Raw genomic sequence first — 17,258 nt, forward strand, 5'->3', positions numbered from 1 at the left:
GCGCCACCCGCGCCCGCAATGGCGGGCGCGGAGGTCCGCCGCTCAGTCGCGCGTCTCGCCCATGGCCCGGGCATAGCCGGACGGGGCGAAGCGCAGGGTCACCAGCAACATCGCCACCACACTCGCCGCGAGCAGCAGCCAGGAGGCCTGGAAGCTGCCGGTGGCGTCGCGCAGCCAGCCGGTCAGGTAGGGCACGATGCCGGTGATGATGAAGCCGATGCCCTGCACGAAGGCCGCCAGGCTTCCCGCCGCACGCGGCTCGTGGAGGTGGTCGAGGGTCAGGGTCAGGCTGAGGGCGAAGCAGGCGCCCAGGCCGTAGCCGATCAACGCCACCCACAGCGCCGCGTGCTGCAGCGGCATCGACAGCAGGCCGCAGAAGCCGCCGAGCTGGACCAGCAGCGCGGCCAGCAGCCAGGGCCGGCGGTCGAGGCGGCGGCGAATCAGCAGCGGCACGCTGAGCGCGGCGAGCACCTGGAAGATGGTCATGATCCCGACCAGCCCGCCGCTGTCCTGGGCGCTCCAGCCGAGCTGGCGGTAGTACACCGGCAACCAGGCCACCATGCTGGTGTAGCCACCGTTGATCAACCCGAAATACACCGCCAGCAGCCAGCCACGGCGATTGCCGAAGAAGTGCCGGACCGGCCCCTCGCCAGCGCTCGGCAGCACCTCCCTTGGCCGCGCGAACATCCACAGCAGCAGCGCCAGCAGGGCCGGTACGGCCCAGGCGCCGAGGCCGGCCTGCCAGTTGGAGAAGTGTTCGGCGATCCGCGGGCTGAGCACCGCCGCGGTTCCGCCGCCGGCCATCAGCGACGCCGAGTAGAGGCCCATCGCCGCCGGGACCCGCCTCGGGAACCAGCGCTTGACCACGCCCGGTACCAGTGCCTGGATGATCGCCACGCCGCTGCCGGCCAGCGCGGCGCTGGCGATCAGCGCCAGCCCGCTATCCAGTTCCAGGCGCCAGAGGCAGGCCGCGGCGATGGCCAGCAGTCCGCAGACGATGCCGCGGTGCTCGGCCAGCCAGCGCCCGAGCCAGGGCAGGAACAGCGCCACCAGGCCCATGCAGAGCACCGGCAACACCGTCAGCAGCGACGCGCCCTGGAAGCCGAGACCGGTGCCGGCGGTGATTTCCTCGAGCAGCGGGCCGATGCCGGTGAGGATCGGTCGCAGGTTGATGCCGAGGCAGAAGATCACCAGCAGGCCGACCCAACTGACCTCCGCCGCGCCGACGCCGGTGGCGGCCTGGCCGCCGGAAGGGATTCGCGCGCTCATGCCTGGCGTTGCCGCCATTGCCGGTACAGACCCTCTTCGCCGGCAGGACGCAGGGCGCGTAGCGGCAGGCTCTGCCGCTGTGGCGGGCGCGCCATCTCGGCGTAGAGCGTGGCCGTGGACAGGCCGAACGCTTCGCCGTCCTCGTTGGAATAGGCGAACCAGGCCGCCTGGATGCCGCAGAGATGCATGGCGGCCAGGCACATCGGGCAGGGATGGCCGCTGGCGTAGATCACACAACCGTCCAGACGCGGGCTGCCGAGCGCCTGACTGGCCTGGCGGATCGCCTGCAGTTCGGCGTGGGCGCTGGGATCGTGGGTCTCGTGGATCTGGTTGACGCCGCGGGCCAGGACCCGCCCGTCGCGCACCAGCACGGCGCCGAACGGGCGGCCGCCGGCCTCGACGTTGGCGCGGGCGAGGGCGATGGCCTCGCGCATGAAGGTTTCATCGGACATGTCTTTCTCCTTCGCTTTCATTGGGCGCCGGCGGCCAGCAGCAGCCGCTCGATCCCGCCCTGGCCGCGCTGGCGGGCGTGGGCCAGCGGGCTGACGCCGTCGGCATCGGCCAGGTTGACGTCGGCGCCGGCGTCGATCAGCAGGCGCACGATCTCCTGGTGGCGCGGACCGCCGTCACTCAGCAGGATCGCCTCGAGCAGCCCGGTCCAGCCGAGCTTGTTGACATGGTTGGGATCGACCCCGGCTTGCAGCAGCGTCTTCACCACTTCCACATGGCCGCGTTCGCAGGCCGGGATCAGCGCGGTGCCGCCATAGCGGTTGGTACTCTTCAGGTCGGCGCCGTGGAGCAGGGTCAGGCGCAGGATTTCCAGGCGGCCCTCGGCGCCGGCCAGCAGATACGGGCTGTCGAGCCGGCTGTTCTGCCGGTTGACGTCGGCGCCGGCCTCGATCAACTGGCGCGCCACCGCCAGGTGGTCGTTGGCGGTGGCCAGCAGCAGCGGGGTGCTGCCGTCGGCGCTGGGCGCGTCGACCTCGACCTTGCGTTCGAGCAGGCTGGCGACCTGCGCGGTATCGCCGCGACGCGCGGCTTCGAGCAATGCTCCGGCGTCGCTCGCGCCGGCGCCTCCGCTGAATGCTGCGCAGACCAGCATGGCTCCGCTCCTGCATAGATTGGCCAGGGACATGTCGATGGGCTCCGATAGGCGTTGGCGAAAAGTATGGCGTCGATGTCATGTATGCTGAAATTAAATGATGTAATGCCTTTCAGTGGGAGTGTGCATGCTCGATCTGGTCCTGCTCCGTACCTTCGTCAGCGTTGTCGACACCGGCAACTTCACCCGCGCCGGCGAACACCTGCACCTGACCCAGTCCACCGTCAGCCAGCAGGTCATCCGCCTCGAACAGAACCTCGGTTGCCGCCTGCTCGACCGCAGCCAGCGGCAGGTCTTGCCGACCGAGGAAGGCGAGCGCCTGCTTGGCTACGCGCGGCGCCTGCTGCGGCTCTCGGACGAGGCCAGCGAGGCCCTCAGCCCGGCCCATGGCGACGGTGTGCTGCGCCTTGGCGTGCCGGAAGACCTCGCCGGCGAAGTGCTGATGCCGGTGCTGACGCGCTTCACCGAAGAGCGTCCGCGACTGCGCCTGGAGGTCGAGAGCGGTCTCAGCCATCACCTGCTGCGCCTCTATCGCAGCGGCGAGCTGGACCTGCTGCTGGTCAAGCAGTGGGGGGCCGACAGCGACTGCCATGCACGCTGGGCCGAGCCGCTGGGCTGGTTCGGCAGCGCAGCGCGGCCGTTCGGCGAGGGTTCGCCGGAGGAGCCGGTGCCGCTGGTGGTGTTCCCTGTCGGCGCGCTGTATCGCCAGGAGATGATCCATGCCCTGGAGAGCATCGGGCGTCGCTGGCGCATCGGCTATTCCAGCGCCAGCCTGGCCAGCCTGGTGGCCGCGGTCGGCGCCGGACTGGGGGTCAGCCTGCTGCCGCTGGGCTGCGTCGGGCCCGAGCATCGCCTGCTTGGCGCGCAGGCCGGCTTCCCGCCCATCGCTGGCCTGGAGCTGGCGCTCTACGCGCGGCCCGAGCTGGACAGCGCCGGGCGCACTCTCCGCGACCGCCTGCGCGACCTCTGCGATGCACGCCTGGAAGGGTTGCAGGGCGAGCGCTGAGCGCTGCCTCCGGGCTATGATCCGGCTCCCTCAGCGAATGGACACGGAAGCCCGCCAGATGTCCCGACCCACCCTGCAAGTCGACCTGCTGGTCGAGTCCTTCAACTACAAGGCCTGGTCCGACCGCCGCACCCTCGATGCCATCGCCCGGATCGACGCCGAGGCGTTCCCGGCCTCGCTGGCCTTCGCCTTGCAACAGCTCAATCACATGGCGATCGTCGAGGAACTGTTCAGGGCGCGCCTGCTGGGCGAGCCGGCGCCCCACCAACAGACCAACAGCGAGGTGGTGCCTGGCTACGACGTCCTGCGTCAGCGGCTGGAGGATTCGGCCGCCTGGTTCGCCGGCTATGTCGCCGAGCTGCCGCTGGAGCGTCGCGGCGAATGGCTGCGCTTCCGCTTCGCCGATGGCCGCGACGGCGGCATGACGCGCCAGGAGATCCTCTTCCATATCGTCAACCATGGCACCTACCATCGCGGCGCCATCGGTCATGCCCTCGACCTGGCGGGCGCGCCCCGGCCGGCGGATACCTACACCCTGTATATCCACTCCGCGCAGCCGGAGCGGCGGGAATAGCCCGCGGCAATGGCCGCCGAGCCTCTACGCCATCGCCGAGAAACGACGTGGGGCTCGACCGAGCGTCCGCCCCGCGCGGCGCATAAAAAAGCCCCGCGACCAGGAGCTGCAATCGCGGGGCTGGAGTGGCCGATTTCCATCGGCCGGGGATAGCCGGTTCAGGCGCTGGGTTGCCAGCCACCGCCGAGGGAGCGGTAGATCGCCACGATGCCGCGGTACAGCTCGACCTCGGCCTGGGCCTGGGCATCTTCGGCGGAGAGTTGCTCGCGTTCGGCGTCCAGCAGCACCAGGAAGTCGGTGGTGCCTTCGCGGTAGCGGATCGCCGCCTGTTGCGCGGCGGCGCGGCTGGATTCCGACTGGCGGACCAGCGAGACCAGGCGCTCCTGGCGCTTGCCGTAGTCGCTGAAGGCATTCGCCGATTCTTCCAGGGCCAGCAGCACCTGCTGTTCGTAGCTGGCCAGCGCGGCGTCGGCGTCGGCCTTGGCGCCGCGCAGGCGGGCACGCACGCTGCCGAGGTCGAAGGCGGCCCAGCTGATGCTCGGGCCGACGCTCCAGGCGCGTGCAGCGCTCGAGCCGATCTGCGAGCCCCGCCCGGCGGTGAAGCCGAGGAAGCCGCTGAGGCTGACCCGCGGGAACAGGTCGGCGGTGGCCACGCCGACGTCGGCGGTGCTGGCGGCCAGGCGCCGTTCGGCGGCGCGGATGTCCGGCCGGCGGCGCAGCAGTTCGCCGGGATCGCCGATCGGCAGGGCCTTGGTGATCGCCGGCAGGTCGCGCGGCGAAAGGTCCACCGTCAACTCTTCCGGCCGTTGGCCGAGGAGGGTGGCGATACGGTGCCTGGCGCGCTCGGCTTCCGCCTGCAGTTGCGGCACGCTGGCGGCGGTGGCCGCCAGGCGCGCATCGGCGCGCAGTACGTCGAGTTCGGCACCGACCCCGGCGTCGCGCAGTTGCTCGGTGAGCTGGCGCGACTCCTTCTGGTTCTCCAGGTTGCTCAGGGCAATCTTCTCGCGCAGTTGCGCGCCGCGCAGCTGGCCGTAGGCGTCCACCAGCTCGGCGATCAGGCTGACCTGCAGTTGTTGCAGGTCGGCCTCGGCCGCTTCGCTGAGGGCGTCGCTGGACTCCAGCTGACGGCGGATGCGCCCGAACAGGTCAAGCTCCCAGGCGCTATCCAGGCCAAGGTCGTAGCGCTCGCTGTTGACCCGGTCCTCGGTCACTCCCGGTTGCTGGCCCTTGCCGATGTCGGCGCTGGCGCGGCTGGTGACCACCGGGAAGCGATCGTTGGCCACGTCGTCGCGCAGGGCGCGGGCGGCGCGCAGGCGGGCGAAGGCCACGCGCAGGTCGCGGTTGCCGCTCAGCGACTGCTCGACCAGTTGGTTCAGGGTCGGATCGTCGAACTGTTTCCACCACAGGCTTTCGAAGCGACTGCGGTCGTAGGGCTTGCTCGCCGTGGCGTCGATCTTCGCCGCCGCGGTGTCGGGGGTCCGGTAGTCCGGACCCACCGTGCAGGCGCTGAGCGCCAGCAGACTGAACAGACCCAGGGCGGGCGCGAGCCCGCTCCGGATCGACTGCGCGTGAATCATGCATGCACCTCTGGCAGGCCTTTGTCGTTGGCGGCGCGGCGCGCTTCGCGGTTCTCCACGAAGCGGCGGATGAGGACGTAGAACACCGGCGTCAGCAGCAGGCCGAAGAAGGTCACCCCGATCATCCCGGAGAACACCGCCACGCCCATCGCATGGCGCATCTCGGCGCCGGCGCCGGTGGAGATCACCAGCGGCACCACGCCCATGATGAAGGCGATGGACGTCATCAGGATCGGCCGCAGGCGCAGGCGGCAGGCTTCCAGCACCGCGGCGACGCGGTCCATGCCTTCCTCCTGCTTGTCCTTGGCGAACTCGACGATCAGGATCGCGTTCTTGCACGCCAGCCCCACCAGAACGATCAGGCCGATCTGGGTAAAGATGTTGTTGTCGCTGCCGGCCAGGATCACCCCGGTGATCGCCGACAGCAGGGTCATCGGCACGATCAGGATCACCGCCAGCGGCAGGCTCCAGCTCTCGTACTGGGCGGCCAGCACGAGGAAGGCCAGCAGCACGCAGAGCGGGAAGACGAACAGCGCGGTATTGCCGGCGAGGATCTGCTGGTAGGTCAGCTCGGTCCACTCGTAGGTCATGCCGTTGGGCAGTTCCTCCTTCAGCAGCTTCTCGATCGCCGCCTGCGCCTGGCCGGAGCTGTAGCCCGTGGCCGGGGCGCCGTTGAGTTCGGCGGTGATGAAGCCGTTGTAGTGCATCACACGGTCCGGACCGGAGGTGTCGCTGACCTTGATGAAGGACGCCAGCGGGACCATCTCACCGAGGTTGTTGCGCACCTTCAGCTGGCCGATCTGCTCGGGTTCGAGGCGGAACTGCTGCTCGGCCTGGACGTTGACCTGATAGGTACGGCCGAAGCGGTTGAAGTCGTTCGCGTACAGCGAGCCGAGGTAGACCTGCAGGGTGTCGAAGATGTCGCTGATCGCCACGCCGTGGGTCTTGGCCTTCTCGCGGTCGATGTCGGCGTCGATCTGCGGCACGTTGACCTGGTAGCTGGAGAACACCGAGCTGGGTTCCAGCTCAGGCAGCGCACGGGCCTTGGTGATGATGTTCTGGGTCTGCTTGAACAGCTCCTCGTAGCCCTGGTTGCCACGGTCCTCGATCTGCAGGCGGAAGCCGCCGATGGTCCCCAGCCCCTGTACCGGCGGCGGCGGGAAGATCGCGATGTAGGCGTCCTGGATGTCGGCGTACTTGGCGTTCAACGCGGCGGCGATGGCCCCGGCCGACTGGCTCGGGTCCTTGCGCTCGTCGAACGGCTTCAGCGGGGTGAACACGATGCCGCTGTTCGGGCTGTTGGTGAAGCCGTTGATCGACAGGCCGGGGAAGGCCACCGAGTCCGCCACGCCGGGCTGCGCCAGGGCGATCTCGGACATCTGCTTGATCACCGCCTCGGTACGGTCCAGGCTGGCCGCGTCGGGCAACTGGGCGAAGGCCACCAGGTACTGCTTGTCCTGCTGCGGGACGAAACCGGTCGGCGTGCTGGAGAAGCCGAAGTAGGTCAGCACCATCAGCCCGCCGTAGACCAGCAGGGCGATCGAGCTGCCGCGCAGGACCCGGTTCACCGTGCCGACGTAGCCATGGCTGGCGCGGTCGAAGAAACGGTTGAACGGACGGAACAGCCAACTGCCGAGGAGCTTGTCGAGGAACACCGAGAAGCGGTCCTTCGGCTCGTGGTGGCCCTTGAGCAGGACCGCCGCCAGCGCTGGCGACAGGGTCAGCGAGTTGAACGCCGAGATCACCGTGGAGATCGCGATGGTCAGGGCGAACTGGCGGTAGAACTGCCCGGTGAGGCCGGAGATGAACGCGGTCGGGATGAACACCGCGCAGAGCACCAGCGCCGTGGCGATGATCGGCCCGGTCACCTCGCGCATGGCACGCTTGGTGGCTTCCACCGGCTTGAGGCCGAGGCCGATGTTGCGCTCGACGTTCTCCACCACCACGATGGCGTCGTCCACCACGATGCCGATGGCCAGCACCAGGCCGAACAGCGACAGCGCGTTGAGCGAGAAGCCGAGCATGTGCATCACCGCGAAGGTGCCGATCAGCGACACCGGCACCGCGGCCAGCGGGATGATCGAGGCGCGCCAGGTCTGCAGGAACAGGATCACCACCAGCACCACCAGCACCAGGGCTTCGAACAGGGTGTGCACCACCGCCTCGATGGAGCCGCGGACGAAGATGGTCGGGTCGTAGACGATGGAGTAGTCCATGCCTTGCGGGAAGCTGTGCTTCAGCTCGGCCATCTTCTCCCGCACCAGGTTGGAGATCTCGATGGCGTTCGAGCCGGGACGCTGGAAGATCGGGATCGCCACCGCCGGCTTGTTGTTCAGCAGCGAACGCAGGGCGTACTGGTTGGAGCCCAGCTCGACCCGGGCGATGTCGCGCAGACGGGTGATCTCGCCGTTGGCGCCGGCGCGGATGATGATGTTCTCGAACTCTTCCTCGGTGACCAGGCGACCCTGGGTGTTGATCGACAACTGGAAGCTGGTGTCGCTCGGCGCCGGCGGCGCGCCCAGGGTGCCGGCGGCGACCTGGCGGTTCTGCTCGCGGATGGCGTTGACCACGTCGGTGGCGGTGAGGTTGCGCGAGGCGACCTTGTTCGGGTCCAGCCAGACGCGCAGCGAATAGTCGCCGAGGCCGAACAACTGGACGTCGCCGACGCCGTCGAGGCGGGCCAGTTCGTCCTTCACGTTGAGCACCGCGTAGTTCGACAGGTAGAGCATGTCGTAGCGGTTATCCGGCGAGGTCAGGTGCACGACCATGGTCAGGTCGGGCGAGGCCTTGTCGACGGTGATGCCGAGCCGGGTCACTTCTTCCGGGAGCTTCGGCTCGGTCCGGGTGACGCGGTTCTGCACCTGCACCTGGGCGTTGTCCAGGTCGGTGCCGAGGGCGAAGGTGATGGTCAGGGTCAGCTTGCCGTCGGAGGTCGACTGGGAGGACATGTAGAGCATGTTCTCCACCCCGGTGATCGCCTGTTCCAGGGGAGAGGCGACGGTCTCGCCGATGACTTTCGGGTTGGCGCCGGGGAAGTTGGCGCGGACCACGACGGTCGGCGGCACCACTTCCGGGTATTCGCTGATGGGTAGCTGGAACAGGGAGATGGCGCCGCCGATCAGGATCAGCAGCGACAGCACCGCGGCGAAGATCGGCCGCTGGATGAAGAATTGGGAGAAATTCATCGGTTCTTCCTATCGCCGCGCTCAGCCGCGCGGCTCGTTGCGAGTGGCGTTGTCCTTGGACGCCGCCACCTTCGGTGGTTCGCTGTCGCCGACCGACTGCCGCAGGCGCGCGAGGGTGGCCAGGGTGTCGGCGCTGGCCATCTCGACCTTCTGCGGATCCACCTGCATGCCCGGGCGGACCCGCTGCAGGCCATTCACGACGATCCGGTCGCCCTTGCTCAGGCCGCTGCGGACGATGCGCAGGCCCTCCAGCTTCGGTCCCATCTCGACGGTGCGGTAGACGGTCTTGTTGTCGCCATCCAGGACCAGCACGAACTTCTTGCCCAGGTCGGTGCCGACCGCTTCGTCCTTGATCAGGGTGGCGGCGTAGGTCTTGCTGCCGACCAGCTTCAGGCGCACGTAGAGGCCCGGGGTGAACTCGCCCTTGGCGTTGTCGAACACGGCGCGGCCGCGGATGGTGCCGGTACGCGGGTTGACCTGGTTGTCGAGGAAGTCCAGCCGGCCCAGGTGCGGGTTGCCGTCCTCGCTGCTCAGGCCGAGGTAGACCGGGCTCTCGCTGCGCGTGTCGCGACCGGTCTGGCGGGCCAGCTCGACGTACTTGAGGAACACGCGCTCGTCGGCGTCGAAGTAGGCGTAGACCTTGTCGGTGCTGACCAGGGTGGTGAGCAGGGTCTCCCCGGAGTTGACCAGGTTGCCGGCAGTGACCTCGGCGCGGCTGACGCGACCGTCGATCGGCGCGGTGATCCGGGTGAAGCTCAGGTTCAGGCGTGCCGCGTCCAGTTGCGCCTGGGTCGCGGCGACCGCCGCCTTGGCTTCCTGGGCGGCGGTGGTGCGGGCGTCGGCGAGTTCCGCGGAGATCGCGTTGCTGGCGCGCAGGCGTTCGCCGCGCTGGGCTTCGTTGACGCTCCGCGCCTGGGCCGCGCGGGCCTGTTGCAGCTGGGCTTCGAGGCGCTTGACCTCGGCCTCGAACGGGCGCGGGTCGATCTGGAACAGCAGGTCGCCTTTCTTCACCAGGGCGCCTTCATGGAAGCCCACGCGGTCGATGTAGCCCGATACCCGCGGGCGCAGCTCCACCGATTCCGGGGCTTCCAGGCGGCCGGTGAATTCGTCCCACTCGTTCAGCGGTTGTTCGATGACTTCGGCGACGCTGACCTTGGGCGCCGCCATGCCTTGGGTGGTTTCCGGGGCCTTGCCGCAGGCGCTCAGGACCAGTACGGCCGCGAGTGCGAGGGGGTAGCGCCAGAAGAAGTGGGATGACTGTTCCATGCTTGACTCCGCCAGTCGGTTTTTCGGGATTGGCGAAGTCTGCGGGCTGCTCCGGCAGGGAACTAATCGAACGATGAGATTTTGATTATCACGAACAGTGATACATGGTTTTTCGTTTTCTGTAACAGTCCATGGTTATGGACAGTGCTTTCGATGGAATAAGCCACAGGCTCGCGGTGCGCGATCGATTTCCCCGTTGCGACGCCTCGTGCAGGTAGCCGCCGGAGGGCTCAGAGACTGTCCGGATCGCCGATGAACATGCTGATCCGCGAGCGCAGCCAGCGTTCCGCCGGGTCGTTGTCCTGGGCGCCGCGCCAGGCCATCGACAGTTCGAAGGCGCGGGTCTCGAACGGCGGGTCCTCGGCGCGCAGGCCGCCGGCGGCGATCAGCGCCTGGGCGGCGTAGTCGGGCACGGTGGCGATGATGTCGGTGCCGGCGAGGAGGGTGCCGAGGCCGTTGAACTGCGGCACCGCCAGGACCACCTTGCGCTTGCGGCCGAATTTCTCCAGTTCCTCGTCGACGAAGCCGCTGAGGTCGCCGGCGAAGGACACCAGCGCGTGCGGTCGCGCGCAATAGTCGTCGAGGGTCAGCTGGCCGGGCGCGGAGTCGGCGCGGAGGATCTTCGGCTTGCTGCGGCGCACGGTCTTGCGCTTGGCGTTGGCCGGCAGTTCGTCGGTGTAGCTGACGCCCACCGAGATCTCCCCCGAGGCCAGCAGGTTCGGCATCAATAGATAGTTGGCGCGGCGCACGACGAGGACGATCCCCGGCGCCTCTGCGCGCAGGCGGCGGAGCAGGGGCGGCAGCAGGCCGAACTCGACGTCGTCGGAAAGGCCGATGCGGAACACCGCGGTGCTGGTCGCCGGATCGAACTCGCTGGCGCGACTCATGGCGGTGGAGATGGAATCCAGCGCCGGCGACAGGTGGGCGAAGATTTCCTGGGCTCGCGCGGTGGGCTCCATGCTGCGTCCGGTACGGACGAACAGCGGGTCGTCGAACAGCGTGCGCAGGCGCGACAGCGCGGCGCTGATGGCCGGCTGGCCGAGGAACAGTTTCTCTGCGGCGCGGGTCACGCTGCGTTCGTGCATCAGGGTCTCGAACACGATCAGCAGGTTCAGATCGACGCGGCGCAGGTCGTTTCGGTTCATGGCGTTCCTCGTTTCCAGGGGCTAGAGGCTGCAACCGCGGGGGCTCGCCGTCAAGCCTTGCGTGCGAGACGGGGCGGGGCCTGGCGAGGTGCCGGAGGGGCATAGGATCACTGACAGGCATAGCCATTATCAATAACGACGGGTGGTTTTGTCAGGCATGGGCGGATACAGTCACAACCCATGAGGTTATTCACCCCGTGATGCACTGCAGAGGTTTGCGATGTCCCGAGTGATCCGTTTTCATCAGTTTGGCCCGCCAGAGGTCCTCAAATGCGAAGAGCTGCCGACCCCGGCGCCGGCCGCAGGGGAAGTCCTGGTGCGTGTCCAGGCGATCGGCGTGAGCTGGAAGGATGTGCTCTGGCGTCAGAACCTGGCCCCGGAGCAGGCTGCGCTGCCGTCCGGTCTCGGCTTCGAACTGGCCGGCGAGGTGCTGGCGGTCGGCGCCGGCGTCGGCGACCTGCCGCTGGGTTCCCGCGTGGCCAGTTTCCCCGCCCATACCCCCGATCATTATCCGGCCTATGGCGACGTGGTGCTGATGCCACGCGCGGCCCTGGCGGTCTACCCCGAGGTACTCACCCCGGTGGAGGCCAGCGTCTACTACACCGGCCTGCTGGTGGCCTATTTCGGCCTGGTCGACCTGGCCGGGTTGAAGGCCGGGCAGACCGTGCTGATCACCGAGGCGGCGCGCATGTACGGACCGGTCTCGATCCAGTTGGCCAAGGCTCTCGGCGCGCGGGTGATCGCTTCCACCAAGTCCGCCGAGGAGCGCGAGTTCCTCCGCGAGCAGGGCGCCGACAAGGTGGTGGTGACCGACGAGCAGGACCTGGTCCTGGAAGTCGAGCGCTTCACCGAGGGCAAGGGCGTCAATGTCATCCTCGACGAATTGGGCGGCCCGCAGATGACCCTGCTCGGCGATGTCTCCGCCACCCGCGGCAAGCTGGTGCTGTATGGCTGCAACGGCGGCAACGAGTCGGCGTTCCCGGCCTGCGCCGCGTTCAAGAAGCACCTGCAGTTCTACCGCCACTGCCTGATGGATTTCACCGGTCATCCGGAGATGGGCCTGGAACGCAACGACGAGTCGGTGAGCAAGGCCCTCGCGCACATCGAGCAACTGACCCGCGATCGCCTGCTCAAGCCGGTGGTCGACCGGGTATTCGAGTTCGACCAGGTGGTCGAGGCGCACCGCTACATGGAAACCTGTCCGAAGCGCGGCCGGGTGGTGATCCACGTCGCCGATTGAGGACGACCCGCAGCGAAAGAGCCCGGCCATCGAGCCGGGCTTTTTCGTGGGCGCGGTTTCAGATCCACAGATCGTTGACGGCCGTCCGCTCGCCGCCCTGGTCGCCGGTGTTGCGCACGCCGCAGGGCTCCACCAGGAGCATGCGCACCTCGCCCTCGGCGAACGGCTTGTGCTCCACGCCGCGCGGCACCACATACATCTCGCCGGGGCCCAGGTGCACCGCGCCGTCGCGGAAATCGATGCGCAGGCGACCGGCGAGGACGATGAAGGTCTCGTCGGTGTCGGCGTGGCTGTGCCAGACGAAGTCGCCTTCGATCTTCACCAGCTTGAACTGGTAGTCGTTCATCTGGGCGATCACCCTGGGTTGCCAGCGGTCGTCGAACAGGGCGAGCTTGGCGGCGAAGTTGATCGCTTGGGTTGTGCTGGTGGACATCGGTGCGCTCCGGTGGTTGGTCTCTGGCGCCAGGGTAGGCGGCTACGGAGCGGGCGGTCTTGGATGATCGTGCAACCTGGCTAGGCGCGGCCGAGCATACGCAGCCAGCGTGCCGGCGGCAGGCCGTAGCTCTGGCCGAAATGGCGGGTCATGTGGCTCTGGTCGGCGAAACCGGCGGCAAGCGCGGCTTCGGCCAGCGTCTGGCCGCCGAGCATCAGCCGGCGGGCGATGTCCAGCCGGCGCTGGATCAGGTAGCGGTAGGGGCTGGTGCCGAACAGCGCGCGGAAATCGCGCGACAGGCTCCAGCGTTCTCGCTGGGCGACCTGCGCCAGTTCGTCGAGGCCCAGCGGGCGCTCCAGGTGCGCGTGGATGTACTGCCGGGCGCGCTCGGCGGCGACGAAGTCGAAATGGCGCCTGCCGCGCGCCCGGTTGCCGGCCACGGCGTCGAGGGCGTGGGCCAGTTCGAACAGGGCGTCCTGTTCTTCCAGCGGCTCCAGCGGGGTATCCATGGCCTGTAGCAGGGTCCGGCTGGCGGCGATCAGGCGCGGGTCGTCGGACAAGCCCCCGCGCACGAACGGCAGCGGCCGGCCGCCGAGGGCCTGCTGGATCAGCGCCGGCTCGACGTAGAGCATCCGGTAGCGGAACCCTTCCTGGCTGCCGGCCTCGCCGTCGTGCAGCTCGTCGGGATGCAGCACCAGGCAGCCGCCCGGCAGGCTGTGGCGCTGGCTGCGGCGATAGCGGAAGCTCTGCACCCCGGCCAGGGTCTGGCCGATGGCATAGGTGTCGTGGCGATGCGGATCGTAGCCGTGGCCGGCGAAGTAAGCCTCGATGCGTTCCACCGCACCGTGTTGCGGGGCGCGTCGAACCCAGTCGCGGGGCGTATTGGCGTGGCTCATGGGGAAAGGCTCGTGGCGCGGAAGGTTCAGGCTAGCGCTTCGTTGGCGCGACTGGAATAGCCGGACGGCGTCTCGCCGAATACTGCGCGGAAGGCACTGGCGAAGCTGCTCGGGCTTTCGTAGCCGAGCGACCAGGCGACCTCGCCGACCGCCTGGCCCGCTGCCAGCCGTTCGACGGCCGCGTGCAGTCGCGCCAGTTGCCGCCATTGCGCGAAGCTCATGCCGGTCTCGGCGCCGAACAGCCGGCTCAGGCTACGGCTGCTGAGGCCCGCCCAGCGCGCCCATTCGGCCGCCGGCCGCGGATCGCCGGGGTTGGCCAGCAATGCCTCGGCGATCCTGCGCAGGCGCGAATCCCCCGGATAGGGCAGGCGGGTCCGCTGGGGCACGGCGTGGCGCAGTTCGTCCAGCAGCACGCGCAGCAGGTTCTCGCGTTCGGTGTTCCAGGCGGAGCCGGTCGGCCAGCGGGTGGCGCGTTCGACGATCAGCGCCACGAAAGCCGAGCAGGCGAGCACGCCGGGGTGCCGGGGCAGGTCGCGGCAGTGTTCGGCGGCGAGGTAGGCGCTCCAGCCCGCCAGGCTGCCGTGGGAGTGCGCCGAGTGTGGGTGACCCGGCGGGATCCAGGCGATCTGGCGCGGAGGCAGGGCCTGGCGGCCATGCTCGTCCTCGACCACCAGAAGGCCGCGCTCCAGGCAGTAGAGCTGGCCGCAGGCATGGCGGTGGGAGGCCGTGCGGCTGGCTGCGCGGTCGATGCGCAGGGCGAAGAGCGGGACGGGCAGGGGTTCCGGAAGCATTTGGCGGAAAAGCGACGATGATTGGCTTGGAATGGATAATAGGCCATTCGACTGCGGATGTAGCCTGGCGGCTCATCATTCTTGCCTGGAGCACGCCATGAAAGCCGAAGACATCCTTCCCGACCGGCAGGACCGCATCCACCTGGGCGGCGTGGAGATACGCAAGGGCAGCGTCGGTGCGTTCATCGCCAACGCCCGGCTCCTGCTTGAGGAGGAACTGCCCGCGGCGCAACGGCGGCAGGCTGAAGAAGACCTGCGCGCCCTGCTGCCGGCGATCCGGGCACTGGGGCTGCTGGAACTCTTCGAACTGCGCGACGCGCGACTGCGGACGCTGGTGGTGGATTGGGAAAACGCCGCTGGCCGCTCCTGAGAGCGGCACACGGGCACTTGGAGGTATCAGTCGTCGATGCAGCTTTCGATCAGGCGTTGCAGGGCTTCGCGCTCACTGACCGGCGTGCGCATCGGCATGTGCGCGAGGCTGCCGTCGCGGCGCTCGATGATGTACTCGGTCTCGAAGTGCAGGGTGCAATCCTCGAGGCTCACATAGGTGACGCCATAGGTCGGGGCCTTGCGGGAGCGGGCTGAGAGCATGGATGCCTCCTTGGGCTCATTTCTTCTCGCTGGTCGATGCGGGCGCGCTGGCCTGAACCGGGCGAGTAGGGGTCACTGCATTGCTGTAGAACGCGGAAGCGGCGAAGTAGCTGGCGAGGGCGCTGAAGCTGGACATGATCGGTTCTCCTGAGGAAGGGTGGGCGTCTGCCCTTGGAGAGCATGTTTGCCCAGCGGGAGAACCGGCAGAAGTAAAAAGCCTGCATGGTGTATATCGAGCGCGGTGATGGATCAAGCGACCCCCTCCAGCCTTGCGACTGTTCGCCGGTGTTACCATATGACGTGTTTTTTTCTCAGGAATTCCCATGGCCAAGCGTGGACGCCCCTGCGGCTTCGATCGTGAACAGGCATTGCGCCGGGCGCTCGACGTGTTCTGGGAGGCCGGTTACGAAGGCGCGACCATGGCCGCGCTGAAGGAGGCCATGGGTGGCATCTGCGCGCCGAGCATGTATGCCGCCTATGGTTCCAAGGAGGCGCTGTTCCGTTCGGCGGTGGAACTCTACCTGAGCCAGGAATGCCAGCTTTCCAAGGGCGCCTTCGCCCTGCCGACGGCGCGCGAGTCGATCGCCGCGCTGCTGGAAAGCGCCGCCGTCAGCTACACCACGGAAGGCAAGCCGCGCGGTTGCCTGGTCGACCTCAGCACGACCAATTTCTCGCCGGCCAACAAAGGCGTCGAAGACTACCTGCGCGATCACCGGCGGCGCGCCGCGCGCCTGCTGCGCGAGCGTTTCGCGCGAGGCGTGGCTGACGGCGACGTGCCGGCCGGAGCCGATCTCGACGCGCTCACCAGTTTCTACAGCAGCGTGCTCCAGGGTCTGTCGATCCAGGCCCGCGACGGCGCCAGCCGCCAGCAGTTGCTGGCCATCGGCCGCTGCGCGATGGCGGCCTGGGATTCCCTGCTGGCGGTCGAGGCCGCCTGACGCCACAGCGCCCCTTGACTGGAAAAAGCCCATGGATTCTCCGTGGGCAAAAACTATAACGCGTGATATAGAATTGATCCAAACCCCGGGCGAAGTCCTTCCGCGCGTGTCTCGCGCCCTGGCCATCGCCCGCTGCCGATTGGAGCCTTCATGACAACGCTTGCTGATATTCCCCTGTCCATGCTCGACCTGGTGCCGGTGCGCACCGGCGGCAGCGTGGCCGAAGCCCTGCACAACTCCCTGGACCTGGCGCGCCATGTGGAGCGCCTGGGCTTCAACCGTTTCTGGCTGGCCGAGCACCACAACATGGATGGCATCGCCAGCTCCGCCACCGCGCTGCTGATCGGCCATATCGCCGGCGGCACCTCGCGGATCCGCGTCGGCTCGGGTGGGGTGATGCTGCCGAACCATGCGCCGCTGGTGGTGGCGGAAAACTTCGGCACCCTGGAGACGCTCTACCCGGGCCGCATCGACCTCGGCCTTGGCCGCGCCCCGGGCGCCGACCAGGCGACCATGCGCGCCTTGCGTCGCGATCGCCTGGGCAACGGCGACGACTTCCCCGAGCAGGTCGCCGAGCTGGAAATGCTGCTCGGCCCGCGCCGTTCCCAGCAGAGCCTGCTGGCGGTGCCGGGCGAGGGTACCCAGGTGCCGATCTGGCTACTCGGTTCGAGCCTGTTCAGCGCCCACCTGGCGGCGCAGAAAGGCTTGCCCTATGCCTTCGCTTCGCATTTCGCACCGCGTTACCTGCACGAGGCGCTGCGCATCTACCGCAGCAACTTCCAGCCCTCGGCGGTACTCGACAAACCCTACGCGATGATCGGCGTGCCGCTGATCGCCGCACCTACCGACGAAGAGGCCGAGTTCCTCGCCACTACCGCCTTCCAGCGCGTGCTGGCGCTGATCCGCGGCGAGAGCCTGAAACAGAAGCCGCCGGTGGAAAGCATGGCGCCGTTGTGGCTGCCCCACGAGCAGGATGCGGTCGGCAGCTTCTTCGGCCTGGCGGTGATCGGCGGTCCGGAGAAGGTTCGCGCGCGCCTGGAGATCCTCCTGGAGCAGACCGGCGCCGACGAGCTTATCTTCACCAGCGACTTCTACGAGCACGCCCATCGGCTGCGCTCTTGCGAAATCGTCGCGGGGCTGAAAGGGGCGTGATCCGGGGCCTGTAGGGAAAATGATGTAGACCTGCGTGCGGTAGGGTCTTTCGGCGATAGGTTTTTTGGTTCTAAACTTAGAACTAAAAACAAT

Annotated in this window: 18 protein-coding genes; 6 read left to right on the top strand and 12 right to left on the bottom strand. The window is 68.1% G+C overall.

Going from position 1 to position 17,258, the window contains the following annotated elements:
* Positions 1 to 42: 42 nt before the first annotated feature.
* Genes VQ067_RS13350 through VQ067_RS13360 form a run of 3 tightly spaced genes read right to left on the bottom strand, consistent with a single transcriptional unit; the run spans position 43 to position 2,371 of the window.
* Entirely contained in the window at positions 43 to 1,269 is a 1,227-nt protein-coding gene (locus VQ067_RS13350) for a CynX/NimT family MFS transporter (protein WP_003109547.1), read from the bottom strand.
* Positions 1,266 to 1,721 carry a nucleoside deaminase gene (locus VQ067_RS13355; RefSeq protein ID WP_003109548.1) on the bottom strand — a complete coding sequence of 152 codons (456 nt, stop codon included), beginning with the start codon at positions 1,719 to 1,721 and terminating at the stop codon, positions 1,266 to 1,268. The genes VQ067_RS13350 and VQ067_RS13355 overlap by 4 nt, the downstream gene beginning before the upstream one ends.
* Before the next feature lie 17 nt (positions 1,722 to 1,738).
* On the bottom strand, positions 1,739 to 2,371 hold the full coding sequence (locus VQ067_RS13360) for an ankyrin repeat domain-containing protein (RefSeq protein ID WP_003109549.1): 633 nt from the start codon (positions 2,369 to 2,371) through the stop codon (positions 1,739 to 1,741).
* 127 nt (positions 2,372 to 2,498) lie between these two features.
* Here VQ067_RS13360 and VQ067_RS13365 point away from each other — a divergent pair, with 127 nt between their 5' ends.
* Both VQ067_RS13365 and VQ067_RS13370 read left to right on the top strand, forming a co-directional pair.
* Positions 2,499 to 3,377: a LysR substrate-binding domain-containing protein gene (locus VQ067_RS13365; protein WP_003089840.1), complete on the top strand. Its 879-nt coding sequence runs from the start codon at positions 2,499 to 2,501 to the stop codon at positions 3,375 to 3,377.
* 58 nt (positions 3,378 to 3,435) lie between these two features.
* A complete protein-coding gene (locus VQ067_RS13370; RefSeq protein ID WP_021264857.1) occupies positions 3,436 to 3,951 on the top strand; it encodes a DinB family protein in 516 nt (171 codons plus the stop codon).
* Positions 3,952 to 4,109: 158 nt separating this feature from the next.
* On the opposite strand, the gene oprN is transcribed toward VQ067_RS13370, so the two are convergent.
* The 4 genes from oprN to mexT all read right to left on the bottom strand — a co-directional run bounded on the left by oprN (position 4,110) and on the right by mexT (position 11,124).
* The gene (oprN, locus tag VQ067_RS13375) at positions 4,110 to 5,528 is read right to left on the bottom strand and encodes a multidrug efflux RND transporter outer membrane subunit OprN (RefSeq protein ID WP_023097551.1); all 1,419 of its coding nucleotides are present in this window, start codon (positions 5,526 to 5,528) and stop codon (positions 4,110 to 4,112) included.
* The gene (gene mexF, locus VQ067_RS13380; protein WP_033991003.1) at positions 5,525 to 8,713 is read right to left on the bottom strand and encodes a multidrug efflux RND transporter permease subunit MexF; all 3,189 of its coding nucleotides are present in this window, start codon (positions 8,711 to 8,713) and stop codon (positions 5,525 to 5,527) included. The genes oprN and mexF overlap by 4 nt, the downstream gene beginning before the upstream one ends.
* Positions 8,714 to 8,734: 21 nt before the next feature.
* Complete coding sequence (gene mexE / locus VQ067_RS13385) at positions 8,735 to 9,979, bottom strand: multidrug efflux RND transporter periplasmic adaptor subunit MexE (RefSeq protein WP_033991001.1); 1,245 nt, start codon at positions 9,977 to 9,979, stop codon at positions 8,735 to 8,737.
* A 230-nt stretch (positions 9,980 to 10,209) separates the two neighbouring features.
* Positions 10,210 to 11,124, bottom strand: a complete 915-nt coding sequence (mexT, locus tag VQ067_RS13390) for a multidrug efflux system transcriptional regulator MexT (protein WP_003089829.1) — start codon at positions 11,122 to 11,124, stop codon at positions 10,210 to 10,212.
* A 220-nt stretch (positions 11,125 to 11,344) separates the two neighbouring features.
* On the opposite strand from mexT, the gene mexS reads away from it, so the two are divergent.
* Entirely contained in the window at positions 11,345 to 12,364 is a 1,020-nt protein-coding gene (mexS, locus tag VQ067_RS13395) for an oxidoreductase MexS (protein ID WP_003103552.1), read from the top strand.
* Positions 12,365 to 12,422: 58 nt separating this feature from the next.
* Here the strand turns inward: mexS and VQ067_RS13400 are convergent, their stop codons facing one another.
* From VQ067_RS13400 to VQ067_RS13410, 3 genes are all read right to left on the bottom strand, one after another.
* The gene (locus VQ067_RS13400; RefSeq protein ID WP_003089825.1) at positions 12,423 to 12,797 is read right to left on the bottom strand and encodes a cupin domain-containing protein; all 375 of its coding nucleotides are present in this window, start codon (positions 12,795 to 12,797) and stop codon (positions 12,423 to 12,425) included.
* Positions 12,798 to 12,877: 80 nt separating this feature from the next.
* On the bottom strand, positions 12,878 to 13,693 hold the full coding sequence (locus VQ067_RS13405; RefSeq protein WP_023097553.1) for an AraC family transcriptional regulator: 816 nt from the start codon (positions 13,691 to 13,693) through the stop codon (positions 12,878 to 12,880).
* A 26-nt stretch (positions 13,694 to 13,719) separates the two neighbouring features.
* The gene (locus VQ067_RS13410; protein WP_004349975.1) at positions 13,720 to 14,484 is read right to left on the bottom strand and encodes an AraC family transcriptional regulator; all 765 of its coding nucleotides are present in this window, start codon (positions 14,482 to 14,484) and stop codon (positions 13,720 to 13,722) included.
* Positions 14,485 to 14,581: 97 nt separating this feature from the next.
* On the opposite strand from VQ067_RS13410, the gene VQ067_RS13415 reads away from it, so the two are divergent.
* Positions 14,582 to 14,854, top strand: a complete 273-nt coding sequence (locus VQ067_RS13415; protein ID WP_033990998.1) for a hypothetical protein — start codon at positions 14,582 to 14,584, stop codon at positions 14,852 to 14,854.
* Between the two features lie 26 nt (positions 14,855 to 14,880).
* On the opposite strand, the gene ptrC is transcribed toward VQ067_RS13415, so the two are convergent.
* Together ptrC and VQ067_RS13425 are read right to left on the bottom strand one after the other, a co-directional pair.
* On the bottom strand, positions 14,881 to 15,075 hold the full coding sequence (gene ptrC, locus VQ067_RS13420; protein ID WP_003089814.1) for a type III secretion system co-regulatory protein PtrC: 195 nt from the start codon (positions 15,073 to 15,075) through the stop codon (positions 14,881 to 14,883).
* Between the two features lie 16 nt (positions 15,076 to 15,091).
* Positions 15,092 to 15,211, bottom strand: coding sequence for a PA2485 family small membrane protein (locus VQ067_RS13425; RefSeq protein WP_003116878.1), 120 nt, complete (start codon positions 15,209 to 15,211; stop codon positions 15,092 to 15,094).
* A gap of 187 nt (positions 15,212 to 15,398) precedes the next feature.
* Between VQ067_RS13425 and VQ067_RS13430 the strand changes: the two genes are divergently transcribed.
* Positions 15,399 to 16,013 (top strand): TetR/AcrR family transcriptional regulator, encoded by a 615-nt coding sequence (locus VQ067_RS13430; protein WP_003089808.1) that lies wholly within the window; start codon positions 15,399 to 15,401, stop codon positions 16,011 to 16,013.
* 150 nt (positions 16,014 to 16,163) lie between these two features.
* Positions 16,164 to 17,165, top strand: coding sequence for an LLM class flavin-dependent oxidoreductase (locus VQ067_RS13435; RefSeq protein WP_003089806.1), 1,002 nt, complete (start codon positions 16,164 to 16,166; stop codon positions 17,163 to 17,165).
* The last annotated feature ends 93 nt before the right edge of the window (positions 17,166 to 17,258 follow it).

Origin of the sequence: Pseudomonas sp. KBN12P06040 (genome assembly GCF_037574965.1) — a bacterium.
GTDB lineage: Bacteria > Pseudomonadota > Gammaproteobacteria > Pseudomonadales > Pseudomonadaceae > Pseudomonas > Pseudomonas aeruginosa.